This window comes from Micromonospora sp. KLBMP9576 (assembly GCF_050941805.1).
Taxonomy (GTDB): Bacteria; Actinomycetota; Actinomycetes; order Mycobacteriales; family Micromonosporaceae; genus Micromonospora.
In genome coordinates this window covers 1,361,652-1,382,903 of sequence record NZ_CP194567.1, presented here as the reverse complement: position 1 = coordinate 1,382,903, position 21,252 = coordinate 1,361,652, and the positions used below count along the sequence as shown (strand labels likewise).

Sequence of the window (21,252 nt, the reverse complement as noted above, 5' to 3'; positions counted from 1 at the left end):
CCTCCTCAGCGCGTACGGTTCAGGCAGCGCCGAGCTCCTCGTCGATGAACCGCAACAGCTCGTCGGCCGAGGCGGTCTTCAGTGCCAGGCCCACGTCCGGTGCGTCGGGTTCGGCGTCCACGTCGGACCTGCCACGCCAATTCGACATCACGGCGTGCAACCGCTCGGTAATCCGCGCCTTGACCGGGTCCGCCAGGTCGCCCGCGCCAGCCTCGGCGAAGGAGCGTTCCAGCCGGTCCAGCTCGGCCAGCAGCGCCGCGGCCGGATCCACCTCGGCCGGGGCCAGCCCGGCCAGCAGGTGGTCGGTGAGCGCCGCGGCGGTCGGATGGTCGAAGACCATCGTGGCGGAGAGCTTCAGGCCGGTGGCCGCCTTCAGCCGGTTGCGGAACTCGACAGCGGTCAGCGAGTCGAAGCCCAGCTCGGTGAAGGGCCGGTCGGGGTCCACGGCACTCGCGGTGGCGTGCCCGAGCACGGCGGCGGCCTGCGCCCTGACGAACTCCAGCGCGGTGTGCCGCCGCTGCGGGCCGCTGCGGCCCGCCAGGTCGTCGCGCAGGGCGCCGGCCGACCGCGCCGCCTGCTCCACCGCCCGCCGGGACGGTCCCCGCACCAGGCCACGCAGCAGCGCGGGCAGCATGCCGACCCGGCCCAGCTCGCGCAGGGCCGCCGGGTCGACCGGCATCGGCACCAGCAGCGGCTCGTCGACCAGTTCCGCCGCGTCGTAGAGCGCCATGCCCTGCGGCACCGACAGCTCCCGCAGCCCGACGCGGGCCATCCGGGCCCGGTCCTTGGCGTCGAGGTGCGCGGTCATCCCGCTCGCCTCGCCCCACAGGCCCCAGGCGAGCGAGCGGGCCGGCAGCCCGGCCGCACGGCGGCGCGCGACGAGCGCGTCCAGGAACGTGTTGGCCGCCGCGTAGTTGCCCTGCCCGGGGCCGCCCATCGTGCCGGCCGCCGCGGAGAACACCACGAACTCGGCCAGCTCGGCGTCCAGGGTCAGCTCGTGCAGGTTGACCGCGGCGTCGACCTTTGGCCGCAGGACCGCGTCGACCTGCTCCGGGGTCAGCGCGGAGACCAGGGCGTCGTCGAGGACGCCCGCCGTGTGCACCACGGCGGTCAGCGGGTGCCCGGCGGGCACCCGGGCCAGGACCCCGGCCAGCGCGGCGCGGTCCGCCGCGTCGCACGCCACGACCGTTACCTGCGCGCCGGACGAGGTCAGCTCCGCCACCAGCTCGGCGGCCCCGGGGGCGTCCGGGCCACGGCGGCTGGTCAGCAGCAGGTGCCGCACCCCGTGCCGGGTCACCAGGTGCCGCGCCAGCAGCCCGCCGAGCGTGCCGGTGCCGCCCGTGACGAGCACCGTGCCGTCGGGGTCGCGACGGGGCGGCGCGGTGAGCACCAGCTTGCCGACGTGCCGTGCCTTGGCCATCTGCCGGAACGCCGCCGGGGCGCGGCGCATGTCGTACGGCCGCACCGGCAGTGGCGTGAACTCGCCCGCGTCGAGCAGTGCGACCACGTGGCGCAGGATCGCGCCGACCCGGTCCGGGTCGATGGCGAGCAGGTCGAACGCCTGGTAGGTGACGCCCGGATGGTCGGCGGCCACCCGCTCCGGGTCCCGCACGTCGGTCTTGCCCATCTCGATGAACCGGCCGCCCGCGCCCAGCAGGCGCAGCGAGGCGTCGACGAACTCCTTCGCCAACGAGTCGATCACCACGTCGATGCCGGCCGCGCCGAAGCGCTCCTCGAACTCCAGCGTGCGCGAGTTGCCGATGTGCGTCTGCGGCAGCCCCATCGCGCGCAGCGCGTCCCACTTGCCGGTGCTGGCGGTGCCGTACACCTCGGCGCCGAGGTGCCGGGCGAGCCGGACGGCGGCCATGCCGACGCCGCCGGACGCGGCGTGCACCAGCACCCGCTCCCCCGGCTTCACCCCGGCCAGGTCGACCAGCGCGTGGTAGGCGGTGCAGAACGCGATAGGCGTCGACGCCGCCACGGCGAACGACCAGCCCGCCGGGATCGGCACGACCATCCGCGCGTCGGTGGTCACCTCGGTGCCGAAGGCGCCGTGGAACAGGCCCATGACCCGGTCGCCGACCGCGACGCCGGTCACGTCCGGCCCGGTCTGCACGACCACGCCGGCGCCCTCGCCGCCCATCACGCCCCCACCGGGATACATGTCCAGGGCGATCAGCACGTCACGGAAGTTCAGGCCCGCGGCGCGCATCGCGATGCGTACCTGGCCCGGCCCCAGCGGGAGCCGCTCGTCCTCGTCCGGCAGCAGCGCCAGGTTGTCCAGCGTGCCCCGCTCGGTGACGTCCAGCCGCCAGCGCCCGGTCGCCGGCGTCACCAGCGCGGGGCCGCCGGCCGCGCGGGCCAGCCGCGGGACCAGCACGACGCCGTCGCGGATGGCGAGCTGCGGCTCGTCGGCCGCGACGGCCGCCGCGAGCGCCCGGTGCGGTGCGCGGTCGTCGACGTCGAGGAGCAGGAACCGGTCGGGGTTCTCGGTCTGCGCCGAGCGCAGCAGCCCCCACACCGGCGAGCTGGCCAGGTCGGTGGCCGCCTCGTGCACGCCCACCGCGCCCCGGGTGACGACGACCAGCCGGGCGTCGGCGAACCGCTCCTCGGCCAGCCACTCCCGCAGCACCGCCAGGGTGTCGTGGACGACCCGGTGGGCCGCGCGGGCCGGGTCGTCGGCCGGGTCGGCCGCGCAGGGCAGGACGACCAGGGCGGGCACCGACGCACCGTCGGCGACGCCGGCCCGCAACGCCGCCAGATCCGGGTAGCTGTCGCTGCCGAGCCCGGCGTCGCGCGGCAGGGTGCATCCGCCGAGAGCCGCCCAGCGGGCGGCCGGCGGGGACGCCGCCGTGTCGGCCGCGACCCACTCCAGGCGGAACAGGGCGTCGTGCTGCGGGCTCGGCCGCGCGGGTGCGGTGGCCTCCCGCAGCACCAGCGACTCGACCTCGGCGACCACGGTGTTGGTGTGGTCGGCGACGGTCACCGCGACGGTGTGCCGCCCGCGCGGGCGCAGCCGGACACGCAGCTCCGTCGCGCCGACGGCGTGCACGGCCACCCCGCTCCACTCGAACGGCAGCAGCGCCCCGCCGCCGCCGGTGACGAGCGCGAGCGGGTGCAGCGCGGCGTCGAGCAGGGCCGGGTGCACGCCGTACCCGGCCGCCGTCCGGGTGGCCGCCGGCGGCAGGGCGACCTCGGCGAGGATCTCCTCACCCCGCCGCCACACCCGGCGTACGCCCTGGAACGTCGGGCCGTACGCGAGGCCGGCCGAGGCGAGGGTGGCGTACAGCTCGTCGGAGGCGACGGGCTCGGCCTGCGGCGGCCAGGTGGTGTCGAAGTCGCCGGCCGGTTCCCCGGGGGCCAGCAGGCCGACGCCGTGGCGCACCCAGGGTGCGGCGTCGGTGGCGACCCCGTCCGGCCGGGAGTGGATCGTCAGCGGCCGCTGCCCGGTCCCGTCGGGCGTGCCGACGTGCATCTGCACCTGCACCCCGCCCTGCTCGGGCAGGACCAGGGGGGCGGTGAGGGTCAGCTCCTCGACCCGGCCGCAGTCCACCTCGTCGCCCGCGCGCACCGCGAGGTCCACGAGCGCGGTGCCGGGCACGACGACCTGCCCGCCGACCCGGTGCTCGGCCAGCCACGGGTGCGCCGACACCGACAGCCGGCCGGTGAACAGCAGGCCCTCGGTGTCGGCCAGCGCGACGGCCGCGCCGAGCAGCGGGTGCTCGGTGGCGGCCAGGCCCAGGCCGGCGGCGTCGGCCGTGGCCGTACCCGCGACGGGCCAGAAGCGCTCGTGCTGGAAGGGGTAGCCGGGCAGCCGCACCCGGCGCGCGCCCTCGATCCCCCACGTCGGTTCGACGCCGTGCACGTGCGCCTCGCCCAGCGAGAGCAGGAAACGGGTCAGGCCGCCCTCGTCGCGGCGCAGCGAACCCACCACGGTGGCGGGAGCCTCGGCGTCGTCGATGACGTCCTGCACACCGATCGTGAGCACGGGGTGCGGGCTGACCTCGACGATCGTGGTGACGCCCGCGTCGAGCAACGCACGGATCGCGGGTTCGAACCACACCGTCTGCCGCAGGTTGCGGTACCAGTACTCGGCGTCCAGCGCCTCGCCGTCCAGCCAGCGGTCGTCCACGGTCGAGTAGAGGGGCACCTCCGGCCGGCGGGGTTCCAGTCCCGCCAGGACGTCGCGCAGCTCGTCGTGCAGCTCCGCCACGTACGCCGAGTGCGACGCGTAGTCCACGTCGATCCGCTTGGCCCGCACGCCGTCGCGGACGCAGTCGTCGAGCAGGTCGTCGAGGGCGGCCAGCTCGCCGGCCACCACCGTCGAGCGCGGCCCGTTGACTGTCGCGACGGTCACCCGGCCGTCGAAACGCTCCAGGCGCTCCCGCACGTCGGCCACCGGGAGGGGCACCGACACCATGCCGCCCTTGCCCGACAGGCGCAGCAGCGCCCTGCTGCGCAGGGCGACGACCCGCGCGGCGTCCGCCACGGACAGCGCACCGGCGACGCAGGCGGCGGCGATCTCGCCCTGCGAGTGCCCCACCACGGCAGCGGGCTCGACGCCGTGGGAGCGCCACAGCGCCGCGAGCGACACCATGACGGCGAAGAGGACGGGCTGGACGACGTCCACCCGGTCCAGGTCCCCGCCCTGGCGCAGGACGGCCTCCAGCGACCAGTCGACGTGCGGCGCCAACGCGGCCTCGCACTCGGCCATCCGCGCGGCGAACACCGGGGAGTCGTCGAGCAGTTCCACGGCCATCCCGATCCACTGCGAGCCCTGCCCGGGGAAGGAGAAGGCGACCTTGCCCGGCCGACCCGCGACCCCGGTGGCCACCGTCGGCGCGGGCTCGCCCGCGGCGAGCGCGGCCAGCCCGGCGCGCAGCTCGTCGACGTCGCCGACCACGACCGCGCGGCGTGGGTGGGTGGCCCGCCGGGACAGGGAGTACGCGAGGTCGTGCAGCGGCACGTCGGCCAGCAGCGGCGCCACGTCCGCCGCCTGCCGGCGCAGCGCGGCGTCGGACCGGGCGGAGAGCGCCAGCGCGACCGGTCCGGCTGCGCGGGGCCGCTCGACGTCGGCGGTCCCGGGTGCCTCCTCGAGGATGATGTGCGCGTTCGTCCCGCTGAACCCGAACGACGACACACCCGCGCGGCGGGGGCGCTCACCCCGCCGCCACGGCTGGGGCTCGGCCAGCAGGCGGACGCCGCCCGACCAGTCGACGTGCCCCGTCGGCTCGGCCACGTGCAGCGTCCTGGGCAGCTCCGCGTGCCGCAGCGCGAGCACCATCTTGATCACCCCGGCGACGCCCGCCGCGGCCTGGGTGTGCCCGATGTTCGACTTCACGGAGCCCAGCCAGAGCGGGCGGTCCCCGGGGCGGTCGCGCCCGTAGGTGGCGAACAACGCGTCGACCTCGATCGGGTCGCCCAGCGTCGTGCCGGTGCCGTGCGCCTCCACGACGTCCAGGTCCGCCGGGGAGAGCCCCGCGTCGGCGAGCGCCTGCCGGATCACCCGTTGCTGCGACGGCCCGTTGGGTGCGGTCAGCCCGTTGGACGCGCCGTCGGAGTTGACCGCGGCCCCGCGTACGACGGCGAGGACCTCGTGGCCCGCGGCGAGCGCGTCGGACAGCCGCTCCAGCACGACCACGCCGATGCCCTCGCCCCAGTTGGTGCCGTCCGCGCCCGCGGCGAACGCCTTGCAGCGGCCGTCCGGCGCGAGACCGCGCATCCGGCTAAACTCCACGAACGCCCCGGGGGTCGACATCGCGGTGACGCCGCCCGCGACCGCCATCGCGCACTCCCCCGAGCGCAGCGCCTGCACGGCCAGGTGCATCGCCACCAGCGACGACGAGCAGGCCGTGTCCACGGTCACGGCCGGGCCCTCCAGGCCCAGCACGTACGACAGGCGGCCGGACATGATGCTCGCGGCGTTGCCGGTGGCCATGAAGCCCTCCGTGCTCGCCCCGACGGCACCGGTCAGCCGGATGTAGTCGTTGTTGTTGCTGCCGACGTACACGCCGGTCGCGCTGCCCCGCAGGGTGCTCGGGTCGATGCCCGCGTCCTCGAACGCCGCCCACGACGCCTCCAGCACGAGCCGCTGCTGCGGGTCCATGGCCTCCGCCTCGCGGGGGCTGATGCCGAAGAAGGCCGCGTCGAAGCCGGGCAGGTCGGCGAGGAAGCCGCCCTCACGCACGTAACTGGTCCCGCTGTGCTCGGGGTCGGGATGGAACAGACCGTCGAGGTCCCAGTCGCGGTCGGTGGGGAACGGGCCGATGCCGTCGCGGCCGTCGCGCAGCATCGCCCACAGTTCCTCCGGCGATCCGACGCCGCCGGGGAAGCGGCAGCTCATCCCGACGATCGCGACGGGCTCGTCGGCGGGTCTCCTGGCGGTCCCGACCTCGGTGGTGCCGCTGGCCAGCAGGTGCTCGGCCAGCGCGACAGGCGTCGGGTAGTCGAAGGCGACGGCCGCGGACAGCCGCATACCGGTGGCGTCGATCATCCGGTTGCGGAACTCGACGGCGGTGACCGAGTCGAAGCCGAGTTCCTTGAACGCGCGGGTCGCCTCGACCGCCTCGGCCCCCGCGTAGCCGAGGGTGTGCGCCACCTGGGTGCGGACCAGGTCGACGACGTGCGTGAGGCGGTCCGCCTCGGGCACGCCGGCGAGCAGCCCCGCGAGGTCGGCCGAGCCGGTGGGGCCCGTCTCGACGACCGCCTCGGGGATGGCGTCGAACAGTCCGCTCGGCCGCAGCGCGGTGAACGAGGTCACGAACGCCGCCCAGTCGACGTCCGCGATCACGACCGTGGTGTCGCGGGCCGCCAGCGCGGTCCGCATGGCCGCGGCGGCCCGGTCGGGCGACATCGGCACCAGGCCGCGCCGGCGCAGGGCGACGGACATCTCGTCGTCGACCAGCGCGCTGCCGGCCCACGGGCCCCAGGCGAGGGCCGTGGCGGCCTGCCCCCGGCTGCGGCGGGCCTCGGCGAGGGCGCACAGGTAGGCGTTGCCGGCGGCGTAGGCGGCCTGACCGCCGCTGCCCCACACACCGGCCACGGAGGAGAACAGGACGAACTCGTCGAGGTCCCGGTCGGCGAAGACGGCGTCGAGGTTGGCGGCACCGGCGACCTTGGCGGAGACGACGTCGGCGAACTCGTCGAGGCCCATCTCCGCGAGGCCGGTGAGCTGGGCCAGCCCGGCCACGTGCACCACCGCGCGGATGTCGGGGTAGCGGGCGACCACGGCTTCGAGGGCCGCGCGGTCGGCGACGTCACACGCGGCGACCACGGCCTCCACGCCCAGCGCACGGATCTCGTCGAGCAGGCCGGCGGGCGCGGTGCCGCGCCGGCTGAGCAGCACCAGGCGCTCGGCGCCGTGCCGCGCGTACGTCCTGGCGACCTCGGCGCCGAGGCTGCCGGTGCCGCCGGTGACCAGTACGGTGCCCGTCGCGCCGCCCCAGCGGGGGGCCCCGACGACGGGGGCGCGGTGCAGCCGGCGGACGAAGACGCCGTCGGGGCGCAGCGCCACCTGGTCCTCCCCGCCGCCCGCGAGGACGCCCGCCAGGGCGGCGGCGGTGCGCTCGTCGAGCTGGGCGGGCAGGTCGACCAGGCCGCCCCAGGAGTCGGGCAGTTCCAGTGCGGCGACCCGGCCGAGGCCCCACACCTGCGCCTGCGCCGCGCCGGTGACCGGGTCGGACGGGGAGGTGGTGACGGCGCCCCGGGTGAGGCACCACAGCGGGACACCGGTGCCCGCGAGGGACCGGACCAGGTCGAGGGTGGCGGCGGCGCCGGCGGGAACCCCCGGCCGGCCGGGCAGGGGTGCCTCGTCGAGCGCGAGGAGGCTGACGATCCCGCTCAGTTCCCCGTCGAGGTGCGCCGCCACGCCGTCGTGACCGGCGGTGACGACGGTGGCGCCGTGCGTCGCGAGGGCGTCGGCGACGGCGCGGCCGGGATCGCCGGCCACGGGCGCCTCCGGCACCACCAGCAGCCACGTGCCCACCAGCGGGGCGGGTTCCCCGGCGGGGTGGCGGTCCCACCGCACCCGGTAGCGCCAGCCGTCCACGACGGACCGGTCGTGGCGGCCCCGGCGCCACGCCGACAGTGCCGGCAGCACCGAGGCCAGGGGCGCCTGCGGGTCCACGTCGAGCGTGGTGACCACCGTGTCGAGGTCACCGCTGTCCACCGCCGCCCACAGGTCGTCGTCCCCGTCGGCGGCGGCGCCGGCCGGCGCGGCGCTGTCCAGCCAGAACCGCTCGTGTTGGAAGGCGTAGGTCGGCAGTTCGACCCGGGAGCGCCCGGACCGGCGGTAGAACGCCACCGCGTCCACGGTCACCCCCCGGGTCTCCAGCCGCGCCAGCGCCTGCACCAGGGCCCGCGGCTCGTCCCGGTCCCGGCGCAGCGCCGACGTGGCCAGCACGTCGCCGTCGAGGCAGTCCGCCGCCATCGTCGACAACACCGCGTCCGGGCCCAGTTCGAGCATCGTCGCGGCGCCGGTGGCGGCGACGGTCCGGACCGCGTCCGCGAAGCGCACGGTCGCGCGGACCTGCCCCACCCAGTACTCCGGGCTCGTCCACAGCTCGTCCGCCGCCTCGCCCGTGACCGTCGACACCGCCGGGATGGTGGGCGGTGCGTAGGACACCGTCTCGGCCACCGTCCGGAACTCCGCGAGCATCGGCTCCATCAGCGGCGAGTGGAACGCGTGCGAGACGCGCAGGCGCCGGGTCCGCCGGTCGGCGAACCGCGCCGCCACCGCCGCCACGGACTCCTGCGTGCCGGAGACCACCACCGAGGTCGGGCCGTTGACGGCGGCGATGCCCACGTCGGGGCCGAGCAGGGCCGACACCTCGTCCTCGGTCGCCTCGACCGCGAGCATCGCCCCGCCGGCCGGCAACGCCTGCATCAGTCGGCCGCGCGCCGCGACCAGCCGCGCGGCGTCGGCGAGCGGGAACACGCCCGCGACGTACGCGGCGGCCAGCTCGCCGATCGAGTGGCCCGCGACGACCGAGGGCGTGACACCCCACGACCGGACGAGCCGGAACAGTGCCACCTCGAGGGCGAACAGGGCGGGCTGGGCGTAACCGGTCTGGTGCAGCTCGTCGCCGTCCAGGACGGAGCGCAGCGGCCGGTCCAGGTGCGGGTCGAGCGCGGCGCACACCTCGTCGAACGCCGCCGCGAACTCCGGGAACGCGGCGTACAGCCCCGAGCCCATGCCGGGCCGCTGCGCGCCCTGCCCGGAGAAGAGCATCGCCGGCCGGTCACCGGCCGGGCGTCCGCGTACCAGGTTGACCGCCTGCTCGCCCCGCGCCAGGGCGGCCAGGCCAGCGGCCAGTTCCTCGGCGCAGGTGCCGACCACCGCGGCCCGGTGCGGGAAGCGCTGCCGGGTGGTGGCGAGGGCGTAGCCCAGCTCCGCCGGCCGCACCCGAGATACCACAGTGGACAGCCGTCGTGCCTGGTCGCGCAGCCCACCGGGGTCACGGGCGGTGACCAGCAACGACGTCACCGGCGCCGACGCCAGCTCGGGCTCGGGCTCCGCCGGCGCCTGCTCGATGATCACGTGGGCGTTCGTGCCGCTGAACCCGAACGACGAGACGGCGGCCCGGCGCGGTCGTCCGGTCGCCGGCCACGGCGCGGCCGACGACAGCAGCCGCACGTCCCCGGCCGACCAGTCCACCTGGTCCGTGGGACGCTCGGCGTGCAGCGTCGCGGGCAGGACGCCGTGCCGGATCGCCTGGACCATCTTGATGATGCCCGCCACCCCGGCCGCGGCCTGGGTGTGGCCGATGTTCGACTTCACCGAGCCGAGCCAGAGCGGCGTCTCCCGGTCCTGGCCGTACGTCGCGAGCAGCGCCTGCGCCTCGATCGGGTCGCCCAGCGTCGTGCCGGTGCCGTGCCCCTCGACGACGTCGACGTGGCTCGTCGGCAGGCCCGCGTCGACCAGCGCGGCCTCGATGACGCGCTGCTGCGACGGGCCGTTCGGGGCGGTCAGGCCGTTCGACGCGCCGTCGGAGTTGACGGCGGAGCCCCGCACGACGGCGAGGACGCGGTGACCGTTGCGCACCGCGTCCGACAGCTTCTCCACCAGCAGCACGCCGACGCCCTCGGCGAACCCGGTGCCGTCGGCGTCGGCGGAGTACGAGCGGCACCGCCCGTCCGGTGAGAGGCCACGCTGGCGGGAGAACTCGACGAAGGTCAGCGGTGTCGCCATGACGGAGACCCCGCCCGCGAGCGCGAGCGTGCAGTCGCCGCGACGCAGGGCCTGGATCGCCAGGTGCAGCGCCACCAGCGACGACGAGCACGCGGTGTCCACGGTGACGGCGGGTCCTTCCAGCCCCAGCGTGTACGCGACCCGGCCGGACACCACGCTGCCGGAGCTGTTGCTGCCCGCGTAGTCGTGGTACATGAGGCCGGTGAAGACCCCGGTCGGGCTGCCCGCGAGGGTGGCGGGGTCGATGCCGGCGTGCTCCAGCGTCTCCCACGCGACCTCCAGCAGCAGCCGCTGCTGCGGGTCCGTGCGGACCGCCTCGCGGGGGCTGATGCCGAAGAACGTGGGGTCGAACTCCGCCGCGTCGTACAGGAAACCGCCGCGCGCCGTGTAGGAGGTGTCCTCGCGGGCCGAGTCGGGGTCGTGCAGGGCGTCGAGGTCCCAGCCCCGGTCGGTCGGGAACGCGCCGGTGGCGTCGGTGCCGGACGACACCAGCCGCCACAGCTCCTCGGGACTCGTCGCGCCCCCCGGGTAGCGGCAGGCCATCCCGACGATAGCGACCGGCTCGTGCGCGGACGACTCCACCTCGTGCAGGCGTTGCCGGGTCTTCTGCAGGTCGACCGTGACCCGCTTCAGGTAGTCCCGGAGCTTGTCCTCGTTGGCCACTACCGTCGCCCTCCTCGCAGTGTCACGAGATCCCCAGCTCGCTGTCGATCAGAGCGAAGACCTCGTCGTCGGTTGCGGACTCGATGTCGTTGCTGGTCGTCGCCGGGTCCGCACCGAGCTTCGACAGGACGTCGCGCAGCCGCAGTGACAGCCGCGAACGGGACTGCTCGTCGACGTCCACGAGGCACGCCTCGAGGCGGTCGAGTTCCGTGAAGGCGGCCAGGACGGCGTTGGCGCCGCCCGTCTCGCCGGACAACTCGGCGGCGAGGTGCGCGGCCAGGGCCTGGGACGTCGGGTGGTCGAACACCAGCGTCGCGGGCAGCTTCAGCCCCGTGGCCGCGTTGACCCGGTTGCGCAGCTCGACCGCGGTGAGCGAGTCGAAGCCGAGCTCGTTGAACGGCCGGTCGGCCGGGACCTCGCCGGCGTCCCGGTAGGCCAGCACGTCCGCCACCTGCCCGCGTACCAGCTCCAGCAGGACGGTCCGGGCCTCGTCGGCATCGCGGCCCGCGAGTTGCTGCCGCAGCGCGTCGACCGCGCCCGCGTCGACGTCGGCGGCCCGCCGGGCGGGCAGCCGGACCAGGCCGCGCAGCAGCGGTGGCAGCGCGCCGGCCACCCCCCGCTCCCGCAGGGCCCGGTGGTTGAGCTTGATGGGGGCGAGCATCCCCCCGGTGTGCAGTGCCGCGTCGAACAGCGCCAGCGCCTCCGTGGCGGACAGCGCGTCGATGCCGGAACGCGACATGCGTCGCAGGTCGGCCTCGCTGAGCTGGTCGGTCATGCCCGCCTCCCACCGGCCCCAGGCCAGCGACACGGCCGGCAACCCGCGGGCCCGCCGGTGCTGGGCGAGCCCGTCGAGGTAGGCGTTGCCGGCGGCGTAGTTGCCCTGTCCGGGCCCGCCGAGGACGCCGGCGGCCGAGGAGAACAGGACGAACGCCGTCAGGTCCGAGGTCAGCTCGTGCAGGAGCCACGCGGCGTCGACCTTGGGCCGCAGCACGGCGTCGAGCTGCCCGGGGGTGAGCGAGGTGAGCACGCCGTCGTCGACGACGCCCGCCGCGTGCACGACGCCGCGTACGGGATGCGCGGCGAGCAGCGCGGCGAGCGCGTCCCGGTCGGCGACGTCGCACGCGGCGACGGTGACCTCGGCGCCCAGGGCGACGAGTTCGTCGCGCAGGTCGGCGGCGCCCGGGGCGGCGGGCCCGCCTCGGCTGGCGAGCAGCAGCTCCCGGACCCCGTGGCGGGTGACCAGGTGCCGTGCCACGAGCCGACCGAGGGCGCCGGTGGCGCCGGTGACGAGGACGGTCCCCTCGAACGTGGCCGGACGCCCGCCGGCCTCGCCGGTGACGACCGTGGCCCGCGTCAGGCGGGGGACCAGGATGTCGGCGCCCCGGACGGCGAGCTGCGGCTCGTCGGAGCCGAGCGCGGCCGAGAGCGCCTCGCTGGTGGGGTCCTCCGCGTCGATGAGGACGAACCTGTCGCCGTGTTCGGACTGCGCGGAGCGCACGAGGCCCCAGACGGCCGCCCCGGCGAGGTCGGTGACGTCCGCCGCAGCGCTGGTGGCCACGGCGCCGTGGGTCAGCACGGCGAGCCGGGAGCCGGCGAACCGCGCGTCGGCCAGCCACTGTTGCGCGACGCCGAGGACCTGGTGGGTGGCGGTGCGGGTCCGCACGTCCTGCGCCGCGTCGGCGGGCGGGGCGCAGGACAGCACCACCACGTCGGGTACGGCGGCGCCGGCCTCGACGGCGGCGGCCAGGGCCGCCAGGTCCCGGTGCGCGGTCGCGGCGAGGGCCCCGGCGCGGTCGCCCAGCACCGCGACGGTGCGCCGCCGCGGCGCCTCGGTCAGCGGCGTCCAGTCCAGGCGCAGCAGCGAGTCGTGCCGGTCGCGGCGCAGCGCGGCGAGCTGGTCCGGGGTCACCGGGCGTACCGCCAACGCCTCGACGGAGGCCACCGGGGCGCCCGTGGCGTCGGCCAGCGTGAGGGCCACCGAGCCGTCGCCCGGCACGATCCGCACCCGCAGCCGGGTGGCACCCGTCGAGTGGAGGGCGACGCCCCGCCACGAGAACGGGAGCACGGCGTCGGCGCCACCGCTCGACGCCACCGCGTGCAGGGCGGCGTCGAGCAGCGCGGGGTGCAGGCCGAAGCGGCCCGCGTCCTCGTGCGCCTGCTCGGGCAGGGTGATCTCCGCGAACATCTCGTCGCCCCGCCGCCAGGCCGCGCTCAGGCCCTGGAAGACCGGGCCGTACCGCAGGCCGCGCGCGTACAGCTCGTCGTAGGTGGCCGACACGTCGACCGGCTCGGCGTCCGGCGGCCACGCCCGCAGGTCGGCGCCGGGTGTCGCGGCCCGGGTGAGCCGGCCCGCCGCGTGGGTCGTCCACGCGTCGTCGTCCTCGGCGCGGGAGTGCACGCCGACGTCCCGGCCGCCGTCGCGGGCCGGTTCGCCCACCGTGACCCGCACCTGCACGCCGCCGCGCTCCGGCAGGACCAGCGGCGCTTCCAGCGTCAACTCCTCGACCCGCGCGCAGCCGACCTCCCGCCCGGCGTACGCGGCCAGCTCCGCGAGGGCCGCGCCGGGCAGCAGCACCACGTCGGCGACCGCGTGATCGGCCAGCCACGGGTGCGTCGTCAGCGCCAGCCGGCCCGTGAACACCGCACCGCCGTCCGGCAGCTCGACGGCCGCCGCGAGCAGCGGGTGGTGCGCCCTGGCCTGGCCGAGGCCGCTCGCGTCACCGGTCGCGGCGCCCGGCCGGGGCCAGAAGGACCGGTGCTGGAACGCGGTGGCCGGCAGCTCCACCGGCCGGCCCGGCACGAGGCGGGGCCAGTCGATCGGCGTGCCGCGCACGGCGAGCCGGGCGAGGGCGGTGGCCACCGTGGCGGGTTCCGGGTGGCCCTTGCGGCACACCGGAATCCACTCGCCGCCGGTCAGCTCCGCGCCGAGCGCGGTGAGCACCGCGTCCGGGCCGAGTTCCACGAACGTCGTGACCCCCGATCCGGCCAGCGCGGCGACGGCCTCGGCGAACCGGACGGGCTCGCGCACCTGCCGGACCCAGTGCTCGGCGGTGAGGTCGGTGGCCGGCCCCGGCACCGTCGAGACCAGCGCGATGGCCGGCTCGTGACAGGTCACCTGCTCGACGACCGCGCGGTAGTCGTCGAGCATGGGGTCCATCAGCGGTGAGTGGAACGCGTGCGACACGGTCAGCCGCCGCACCTTGTGGCCGCGCCGGGACAGTTCCTCGGCCACGGCGACGGTGGCGGCCTCCTCGCCGGAGAGCACCACGGAGTCCGGCCCGTTGACGGCGGCGAGCGCGACGCCGGGCGGCAGCAGCGCGGCGACCTCGGCCTCGGCGGCACGGACCGCGATCATCGCGCCGCCCGCCGGCAACGCCTGCATCAGCCTGCCCCGCGCGACGACCACCCGCACCGCGTCGGCGAGCGACCAGACCCCCGCGACGTGGGCGGCGACCAGTTCCCCGATCGAGTGCCCGGCCACCACGTCGGGACGGACGCCCCACGACTCGAACAGCCGGAACAGCGCCACCTCGACCGCGAACAGCGCGGGCTGCGTGACTGCGGTCTGGTGGAGTTCCTCGCTGTCCAGCAGCTCACGCAGCGGCCGGTCCAGGTGCGGATCGAGTTCCCGGCAGACCTCGTCGAACGCCGCCGCGTACGCCGGGAACTCCCGGTACAGCGCCGCGCCCATGCCCAGGTGCTGCGCCCCCTGGCCGGTGAAGAGCATCGCGAGCCGCCCGCCGTCGGCGGTGCCGGTCACGACCTCGTCGCCGAGCAGGACCGCCCGGTGCGCGAACCCGGCCCGACCGGTGGCGAGCGTGAACGCGACGTCCACCGCGCGCAGCGACGGGTGCGTGGCCACGTGCGCCCGGAGCCGGGCGATCTGGTCCCGCAGGGCGTCCTCGCCGTGCGCGGAGACCAACCACGGGGTGAACGGCGGCTCGGACTCGTCGACCACCACGGCGGGGTCGACCTGTTCGAGCACGACGTGCGCGTTGGTGCCGCTGATGCCGAACGACGACACCGCGGCCCGCACCGGCCGGCCGGCGGCGACGAGCGGTGCGGGCGACGACGCCAGGCGCACCGCGCCGGCCGCCCAGTCGACGTGCGGCGAGGGCTCGTCGACGTGCAGCGTCTGCGGCAGCAGCCCGTGGCGCATCGCCAGCACCAGCTTCATCACGCCGGCCACCCCGGCGGCGGCCTGGGTGTGCCCCAGGTTCGACTTGACCGATCCCAGGAGCACCGGCTCGGCGCGCTCCTGCCCGTAGGTGGCGAGGACCGCCTGCGCCTCGATGGGATCGCCCAGGGTGGTGCCGGTGCCGTGCGCCTCGACCACGTCCACGTCTGCCGGGGAGAGGCCGGCGTCGGCCAGGGCCGCCCGGATGACCCGCTGCTGCGACGGCCCGTTGGGGGCGGTGAGGCCGTTGGAGGCGCCGTCGGAGTTGACGGCGGAGCCGCGCACGACGGCGAGCACCGGATGGCCGTTGCGTCGCGCGTCCGACAGCCGCTCCACCACCAGCACGCCGACGCCCTCGGAGAGCGAGGTGCCGTCGGCGCCGCCGGCGAACGACTTGCACCGGCCGTCGGGGGCCAGGTTGCGTTGCCGCGAGAACTCCAGGAAGGTGCCGGGCAGGGCCATCACCGACACGCCCCCGGCCAGCGCCAACTCGCACTCCCCGTTGCGCAGCGCGGACACCGCGAGGTGCAGGGCCACCAGGGACGACGAGCACGCGGTGTCGACGGTCATCGCCGGGCCTTCCAGACCCAGCGTGTAGGAGACCCGGCCGGACAGCACGCCACCGGAGTTGCCGGTGGACACGAACCCGTCGACCGATTCGGCGGAGCCGCTGAGCACGACGCCGTAGTCGTTGTACATGACGCCCGCGTACACGCCGGTCCGGCTGCCGCGCAGCGTGCTCGGGTCGATGCCGCCGCGTTCCAGTGCCTCCCACGACGACTCCAGCAGCAGCCGCTGCTGCGGGTCCATGGCCAGCGCCTCGCGGGGGGAGATGCCGAAGAAGCCGGGATCGAAGTCGGCCGCGTCGTGGAGGAAGCCGCCCTGGTCGACGTAGCTCGTGCCGGGGTTGTCCGGGTCGGGGTCGAACAGCGCGTCGAGGTCCCAGCCGCGGTCGGTGGGGAACCCGCCGATGGCGTCGCCGCCGGCGGCCAGCAGGTTCCACAGGTCCTCCGGCGTACGCACCCCGCCGGGGAACCGGCACGCCATGCCGACGATCGCGACGGGCTCGTGGTCGCGGCGCGGCGCGGCGACGGCCGCCGAGGCGGTGCGCTCGCCGGCCAGCTGCGCCACCAGGTACCCGGCCAGCGACTCGGGGGTCGGATAGTCGAACACCAGCGTCGCGGGCAGCCGCAGCCCCGTCGCCGCACCGAGCTGGTTGCGCAGGTCGAGCGCGGTGAGCGAGTCGAAGCCCAGGTCCTTGAAGGGGCGGCCGGCCGGGAGCCGGTCCGCCCGGGCGTAGCCGAGCACGGCGGCGACCCGCGCCACCACGACCTCCAGCACGACCTCCGCGCGGCGCTCGGCGGGCACCTCGGCGAGCTGCCGCGCCAGGGAGGAACCGGCCACGGTACGCCGGGCGGGAACCCGGACGAGGCCGCGCAGCAGCTCCGGCGGCTCCCCGTCGGCCCGGGCGAGGGCGGTCAGGTCCATCGGCACCGGCGCCAGCAGGGCGTCCTGCGACCTGATCGCGGCGTCGAAGAGCGCGAGAGCATCCTTCGTGGACAGCTCGCCCATGCCGGTGCGCGCCATCCGGCTGAGCTGCGCGGCGTCCACCTCGGCGGTCATCTCGCTGCGCTGTTCCCACAGCCCCCACGCGAGCGAGTGGGCGGGCAGGCCCGCCCCGCGGCGGCGTGCCGCCAGCGCGTCGAGCACGGCGTTGGCCGCCGCGTACGCCCCCTGGCCGGGGCTGCCGAAGATGCCGGCGGCCGACGAGAACAGCACGAAGGCCCCGAGGTCCCCGGCCAGCTCGTGCAGGTGCCAGGCCGCGTCCACCTTGGGCCGCAGCACCGCCGCCAGCCGCTCGGGCGTGAGCGAGGCGATGGTCCCGTCGTCCATGACACCCGCCGTGTGCACGACGCCGGTGACCGGGTGCGCGGCGAGGAGCGCGGCGACCGACTCCCGGTCCGCCACGTCGCAGGACGCCACGGTCACGGTGGCGCCCAGCTCGACCAGGTCGTCGCGCAGTTCGGCCGCGCCGTCGGCGGCCAGGCCGCGCCGGCTGGTCAGCACGAGGTGCCGTACGCCGTGCGCGGTGACCAGGTGACGCGCGACGAGCGCGCCCAGCGTGCCGGTGCCACCGGTGACGAGCACCGTGTCGTCCGGGCCGAGGGCCGGCGGCCCGGCGACGTCCCGGTCGGCGACCCGGGCCAGGCGCGGCGCGCTCACCACCCCGTCGCGGATCGTCAGCACCGACTCGCCGGTCGCCAGCGCCCCGGCCACCAGCGCGGGCGCGGTGTGATCCGCCTCCAACAGGACGATCCGGTCCGGGTTCTCCGCCTGCGCGGAGCGGACCAGGCCGTGGACCGCCGCGCCGGCGAGGTCGTCGGGCCGGGTGACGACGACCAGTCTGGTGTCGGCCACCCGCGGCTCGGCGAGCCACGCCTGGATCGTGCGCAGCGCGTACGCCGTGCCCTCCGGCAGCCCCCGCACGCCGGTGTCGGCGGAGAAGCACGGCAGGAACACGGTGTCGGCGTCCACGTCGGCCAGCTCCACCGGGGGCGCGTCGAAGACCCCGGTGTCCCCCAGGCTCTGCCAGACGCCCCGGTCGCTCCGCCCGACGGCCAACGGCGTCTGCTCCACCCGGAACAACGACTCGACGAAGCCCGTGCGTCCCCGCAGCGCCTGTGGGGCCACCGGGCGGACGGTGAGCCCGTCGACCGTCGCGACGGGCGCGCCGGTGTGGTCCGCGACGAGCAGGGCGGCGGTGTCCGCCCCCGTCCGGGTGAACCGGACGCGCAGGCTCGTGGCGCCCGCCCCGTGCAGCGTCACGCCGCCCCAGGAGAACGGCAGCCGTGCCGTGCCGTCGGCGACGTCCGCCGCGAGGGCGTGCAGGGCGGCGTCGAGCAGCGCCGGGTGCAGGCCGAAGCCGTCGGCGTCGGCGCCCTGCGGCAGCGCCACCTCGGCGAACGTCTCGTCGCCCCGCCGCCACGCCGCGCGCAGGCCCTGGAACATCGGCCCGTACCGCAGCCCGAGGTCGGTGAGCCGGGTGTACAGGTCGCCGAGGTCGACCGGCTGCGCGTCGCTGGGCGGCCACTCGGTGAGCTGCTGTGCCGCCGTGGCGGTGGCGGTGGCGAGGACGCCGGTGGCGTGCCGGGTCCAGATGCCCGCCGCCGCCTCGGCGTCGGTCTGCCCGTAGACGCCCAGGGCGCGGCGGCCGTGCTCGTCCGGCGCCTCCACGGTGAGCCGCAGGGCCACGCCGCCGTGCGGCGGCACGACGAGCGGGGTGGTGATGGTGAGTTCCTCGACGCTCGGGCAGCCGACCTCGTCGCCGGCGCGGACGGCGAGTTCCACGAGCGCCGTGCCGGGCAGCAGGACGGTGTCCAGCACGGCGTGGTCGGCCAGCCACGGGTGCGTCTCGACGCCGACGCGGCCGGTGAGTACGACCAGGTCGCGCTCCGGGACCGTGAGCGCGGCGCCGAGCAGCGGGTGGCCGACGGCGTCGACGCCGAGACCACCCGGATCCCCGACGGACGCGGAGGTCAGCTGCCAGTACCGCTGCCGCTGGAACGGATACGTGGGCAGCGGCGCCGGTGCGCCACGCAGGTGCCGGGACCAGTCGACGGCGACCCCCCGGGCGTGGGCCTCGGCCAGGGACAGCAGGAAGCGCGGCAGGCCGCCCTCGTCGCGGCGCAGCGACCCGACGAGCGCGGCCGGGGTGTCGGCGCGGTCCAGGATCTCGCGTACGCCCATGCCGAGCACGGGGTGGGGGCTGATCTCCACGAAGACGTCGTGCCCGTCGGCGATCAGCCGGTCGATCGCCTCCTCGAACCGGACGGTGCCGCGCAGGTTCGCATACCAGTACCGCGCGTCGAGCGTGCCGGCGTCGACGACGCCGGGGGTGAGCGTGGAGTACAGCGGCACGTCGGCGGCGCGCGGCGCGACGTCGGCGAGGACGTCCAGCAACTCGTCCCGGATGGACTCGACCTGCGCGGAGTGCGAGGCGTAGTCGACCGGGATGATCCGCATCCGTACGCCGTCGGCCTCGCAGGCCGCGAGCAGTTCCTGCAACGCGTCGGGATCACCGGACACGACGGTCGTGGCGGGTCCGTTGACGGCGGCGACCTCGATCCGGTCGGCCCACGCGACGAGGCGCGCCGCCACGTCGGCGCGGGAGGCCGCCACGGAGGCCATCCCGCCCCGGCCGGCGAGCCCGGCCGCGATGGCCCTGCTGCGCAGCGCGACGACCCGGGCCGCGTCGTCGAGGCAGAGCGCGCCGGCGACCGCCGCGGCGGCGATCTCGCCCTGCGAGTGCCCGACCACGGCGGCGGGCTCGACGCCGTACGAGCGCCACAGCGCGGCGAGCGACACCATCACGGCGAACAGCACGGGTTGCACGACGTCCACCCGGTCGAGCGAGGGCGCGCCGGGCACGCCCCGCACGACGTCGAGCAGCGACCAGTCGGTGAACCGGTCGACGGCCCGCGCGCACTCGTCCATGCGGGCGGCGAACACCGGCGCGGTGTCCATCAGCTCGACCGCCATGCCCGCCCACTGGGAGCCCTGCCCGGGGAACATGAACACGACCTTCGGCCGGGCCAGGGCGGCGCCCGCGGCGACGGCGGCCGTGGGCTCGGACGCCGCCACGGCGCTCAGGCCGTCCCGCAGCGCGGCGTCGTCCGCACCGACCACGACCGCCCGGTGCTCGAAGCGGGTGCGGGACGCCAGGGTGACGGCGACGTCGGCCGGGACGGGTCGGTGGGAGTCGAGGTGGGCCACCAGCCGGGCCGCCTGGTCGCGGAGGGCGTCGGGTGTGCGGCCGGACAGCAGCCAGGCGAGCGGGCCGTCCGCCGCCGGCCCGGGCGCGTCGGCCGGCTCCACGCCGTCCGCGGCGGGCGCCTCCTCCAGGATGACGTGCGCGTTGGTGCCGCTCACGCCGAACGACGAGATGCCGGCACGGTACGGCTCGCCGCGACGGGGCCACGTGACGGCCTCGGTCAGCAGCGCGACGGCACCCTGCGTCCAGTCGACCTGGTCGCTCGGCTCGTCGACGTGCAGCGTGCGCGGCAGCAGCCCGTGCCGCATGGCGAAGACCATCTTGATGACGCCGCCGACGCCGGCGGCGGCCTGGGTGTGGCCGATGTTGGACTTGATCGAGCCGAGCCACAGCGGCCGGTCCCGGTCCTGACCGTAGGTGGCCAGGATCGCCTGCGCCTCGATCGGGTCGCCGAGAGTCGTGCCGGTGCCGTGCGCCTCCACCACGTCGACCTGGCCCGCCGCCAGCCGCGCGTTGGCCAGCGCGGCCCGGATGACCCGTTCCTGGGAGGGCCCGTTGGGGGCGGTGAGGCCGTTGGAGGCGCCGTCGGAGTTGACGGCGGAGCCCCGCACGACGGCGAGCACCCGGTGGCCGTTACGCCGCGCGTCCGACAGCCGCTCCACCACCAGCACCCCGACGCCCTCGGCGAAGCCGGTGCCGTCGGCGGCGGCGGCGAAGGACTTGCAGCGGCCGTCCGGGGCGAGCCCTCGCTGCCGCGAGAACTCCACGTAGGTCTCCGGGGTGGCCATCACGGTGACGCCGCCGACCAGGGCGAGCGAGCACTCGCCGGCCCGCAGCGCCTGGGCCGCGAGGTGCAACGCCACGAGCGACGACGAGCACGCCGTGTCGACGGTGACGGCGGGGCCCTCCAGCCCGAGCGTGTACGCCACCCGCCCGGAGGCGATCGCGCCGGTGGAGTTGTTGCCCGGGTAGTCGTGGTACATCATCCCCGCGAACACACCGGTGTCACTGCCCCGCAACGCCACCGGATCCACACCCGCGTCCTCGAACGCCTCCCACGACGTCTCCAACAACAACCGCTGCTGCGGATCCATCGACAACGCCTCACGCGGACTGATCCCGAAAAACTCCGCATCAAAATCCGCAGCCCCGTACAGAAACCCACCCTCACGCGTATACGACTTCCCCACCACACCCGGCACAGGATCAAACAACGACCCCACATCCCAACCCCGATCAGTGGGAAAACCACCCACCGCATCCCGCCCCGCCGCCACCAACTCCCACAACTCCTCCGGCGACCGCACACCCCCCGGAAAACGACACGCCATCCCCACGATCGCCACCGGCTCGCGCAGGGTCGAGTTCAGCTTGCGGTTCTGCTCGCGCAGTCGCTCGTTCTCCTTCAGCGACGTCCGCAGTGCGGTGACGAGCTTCTCCTCCGAGTTGGCC

At 76.0% G+C, this 21,252-nt stretch carries 2 pseudogenes; both read right to left on the bottom strand.

What is annotated here, in order from left to right:
- Positions 1-19 precede the first annotated feature (19 nt).
- Positions 20-10,843 (bottom strand): annotated as a pseudogene (locus ACQ452_RS06305) (type I polyketide synthase); the annotation flags it as partial.
- Between the two features lie 31 nt (positions 10,844-10,874).
- Positions 10,875-21,239: pseudogene (locus ACQ452_RS06300) on the bottom strand (SDR family NAD(P)-dependent oxidoreductase); the annotation flags it as partial.
- Positions 21,240-21,252: the final 13 nt, after the last annotated feature.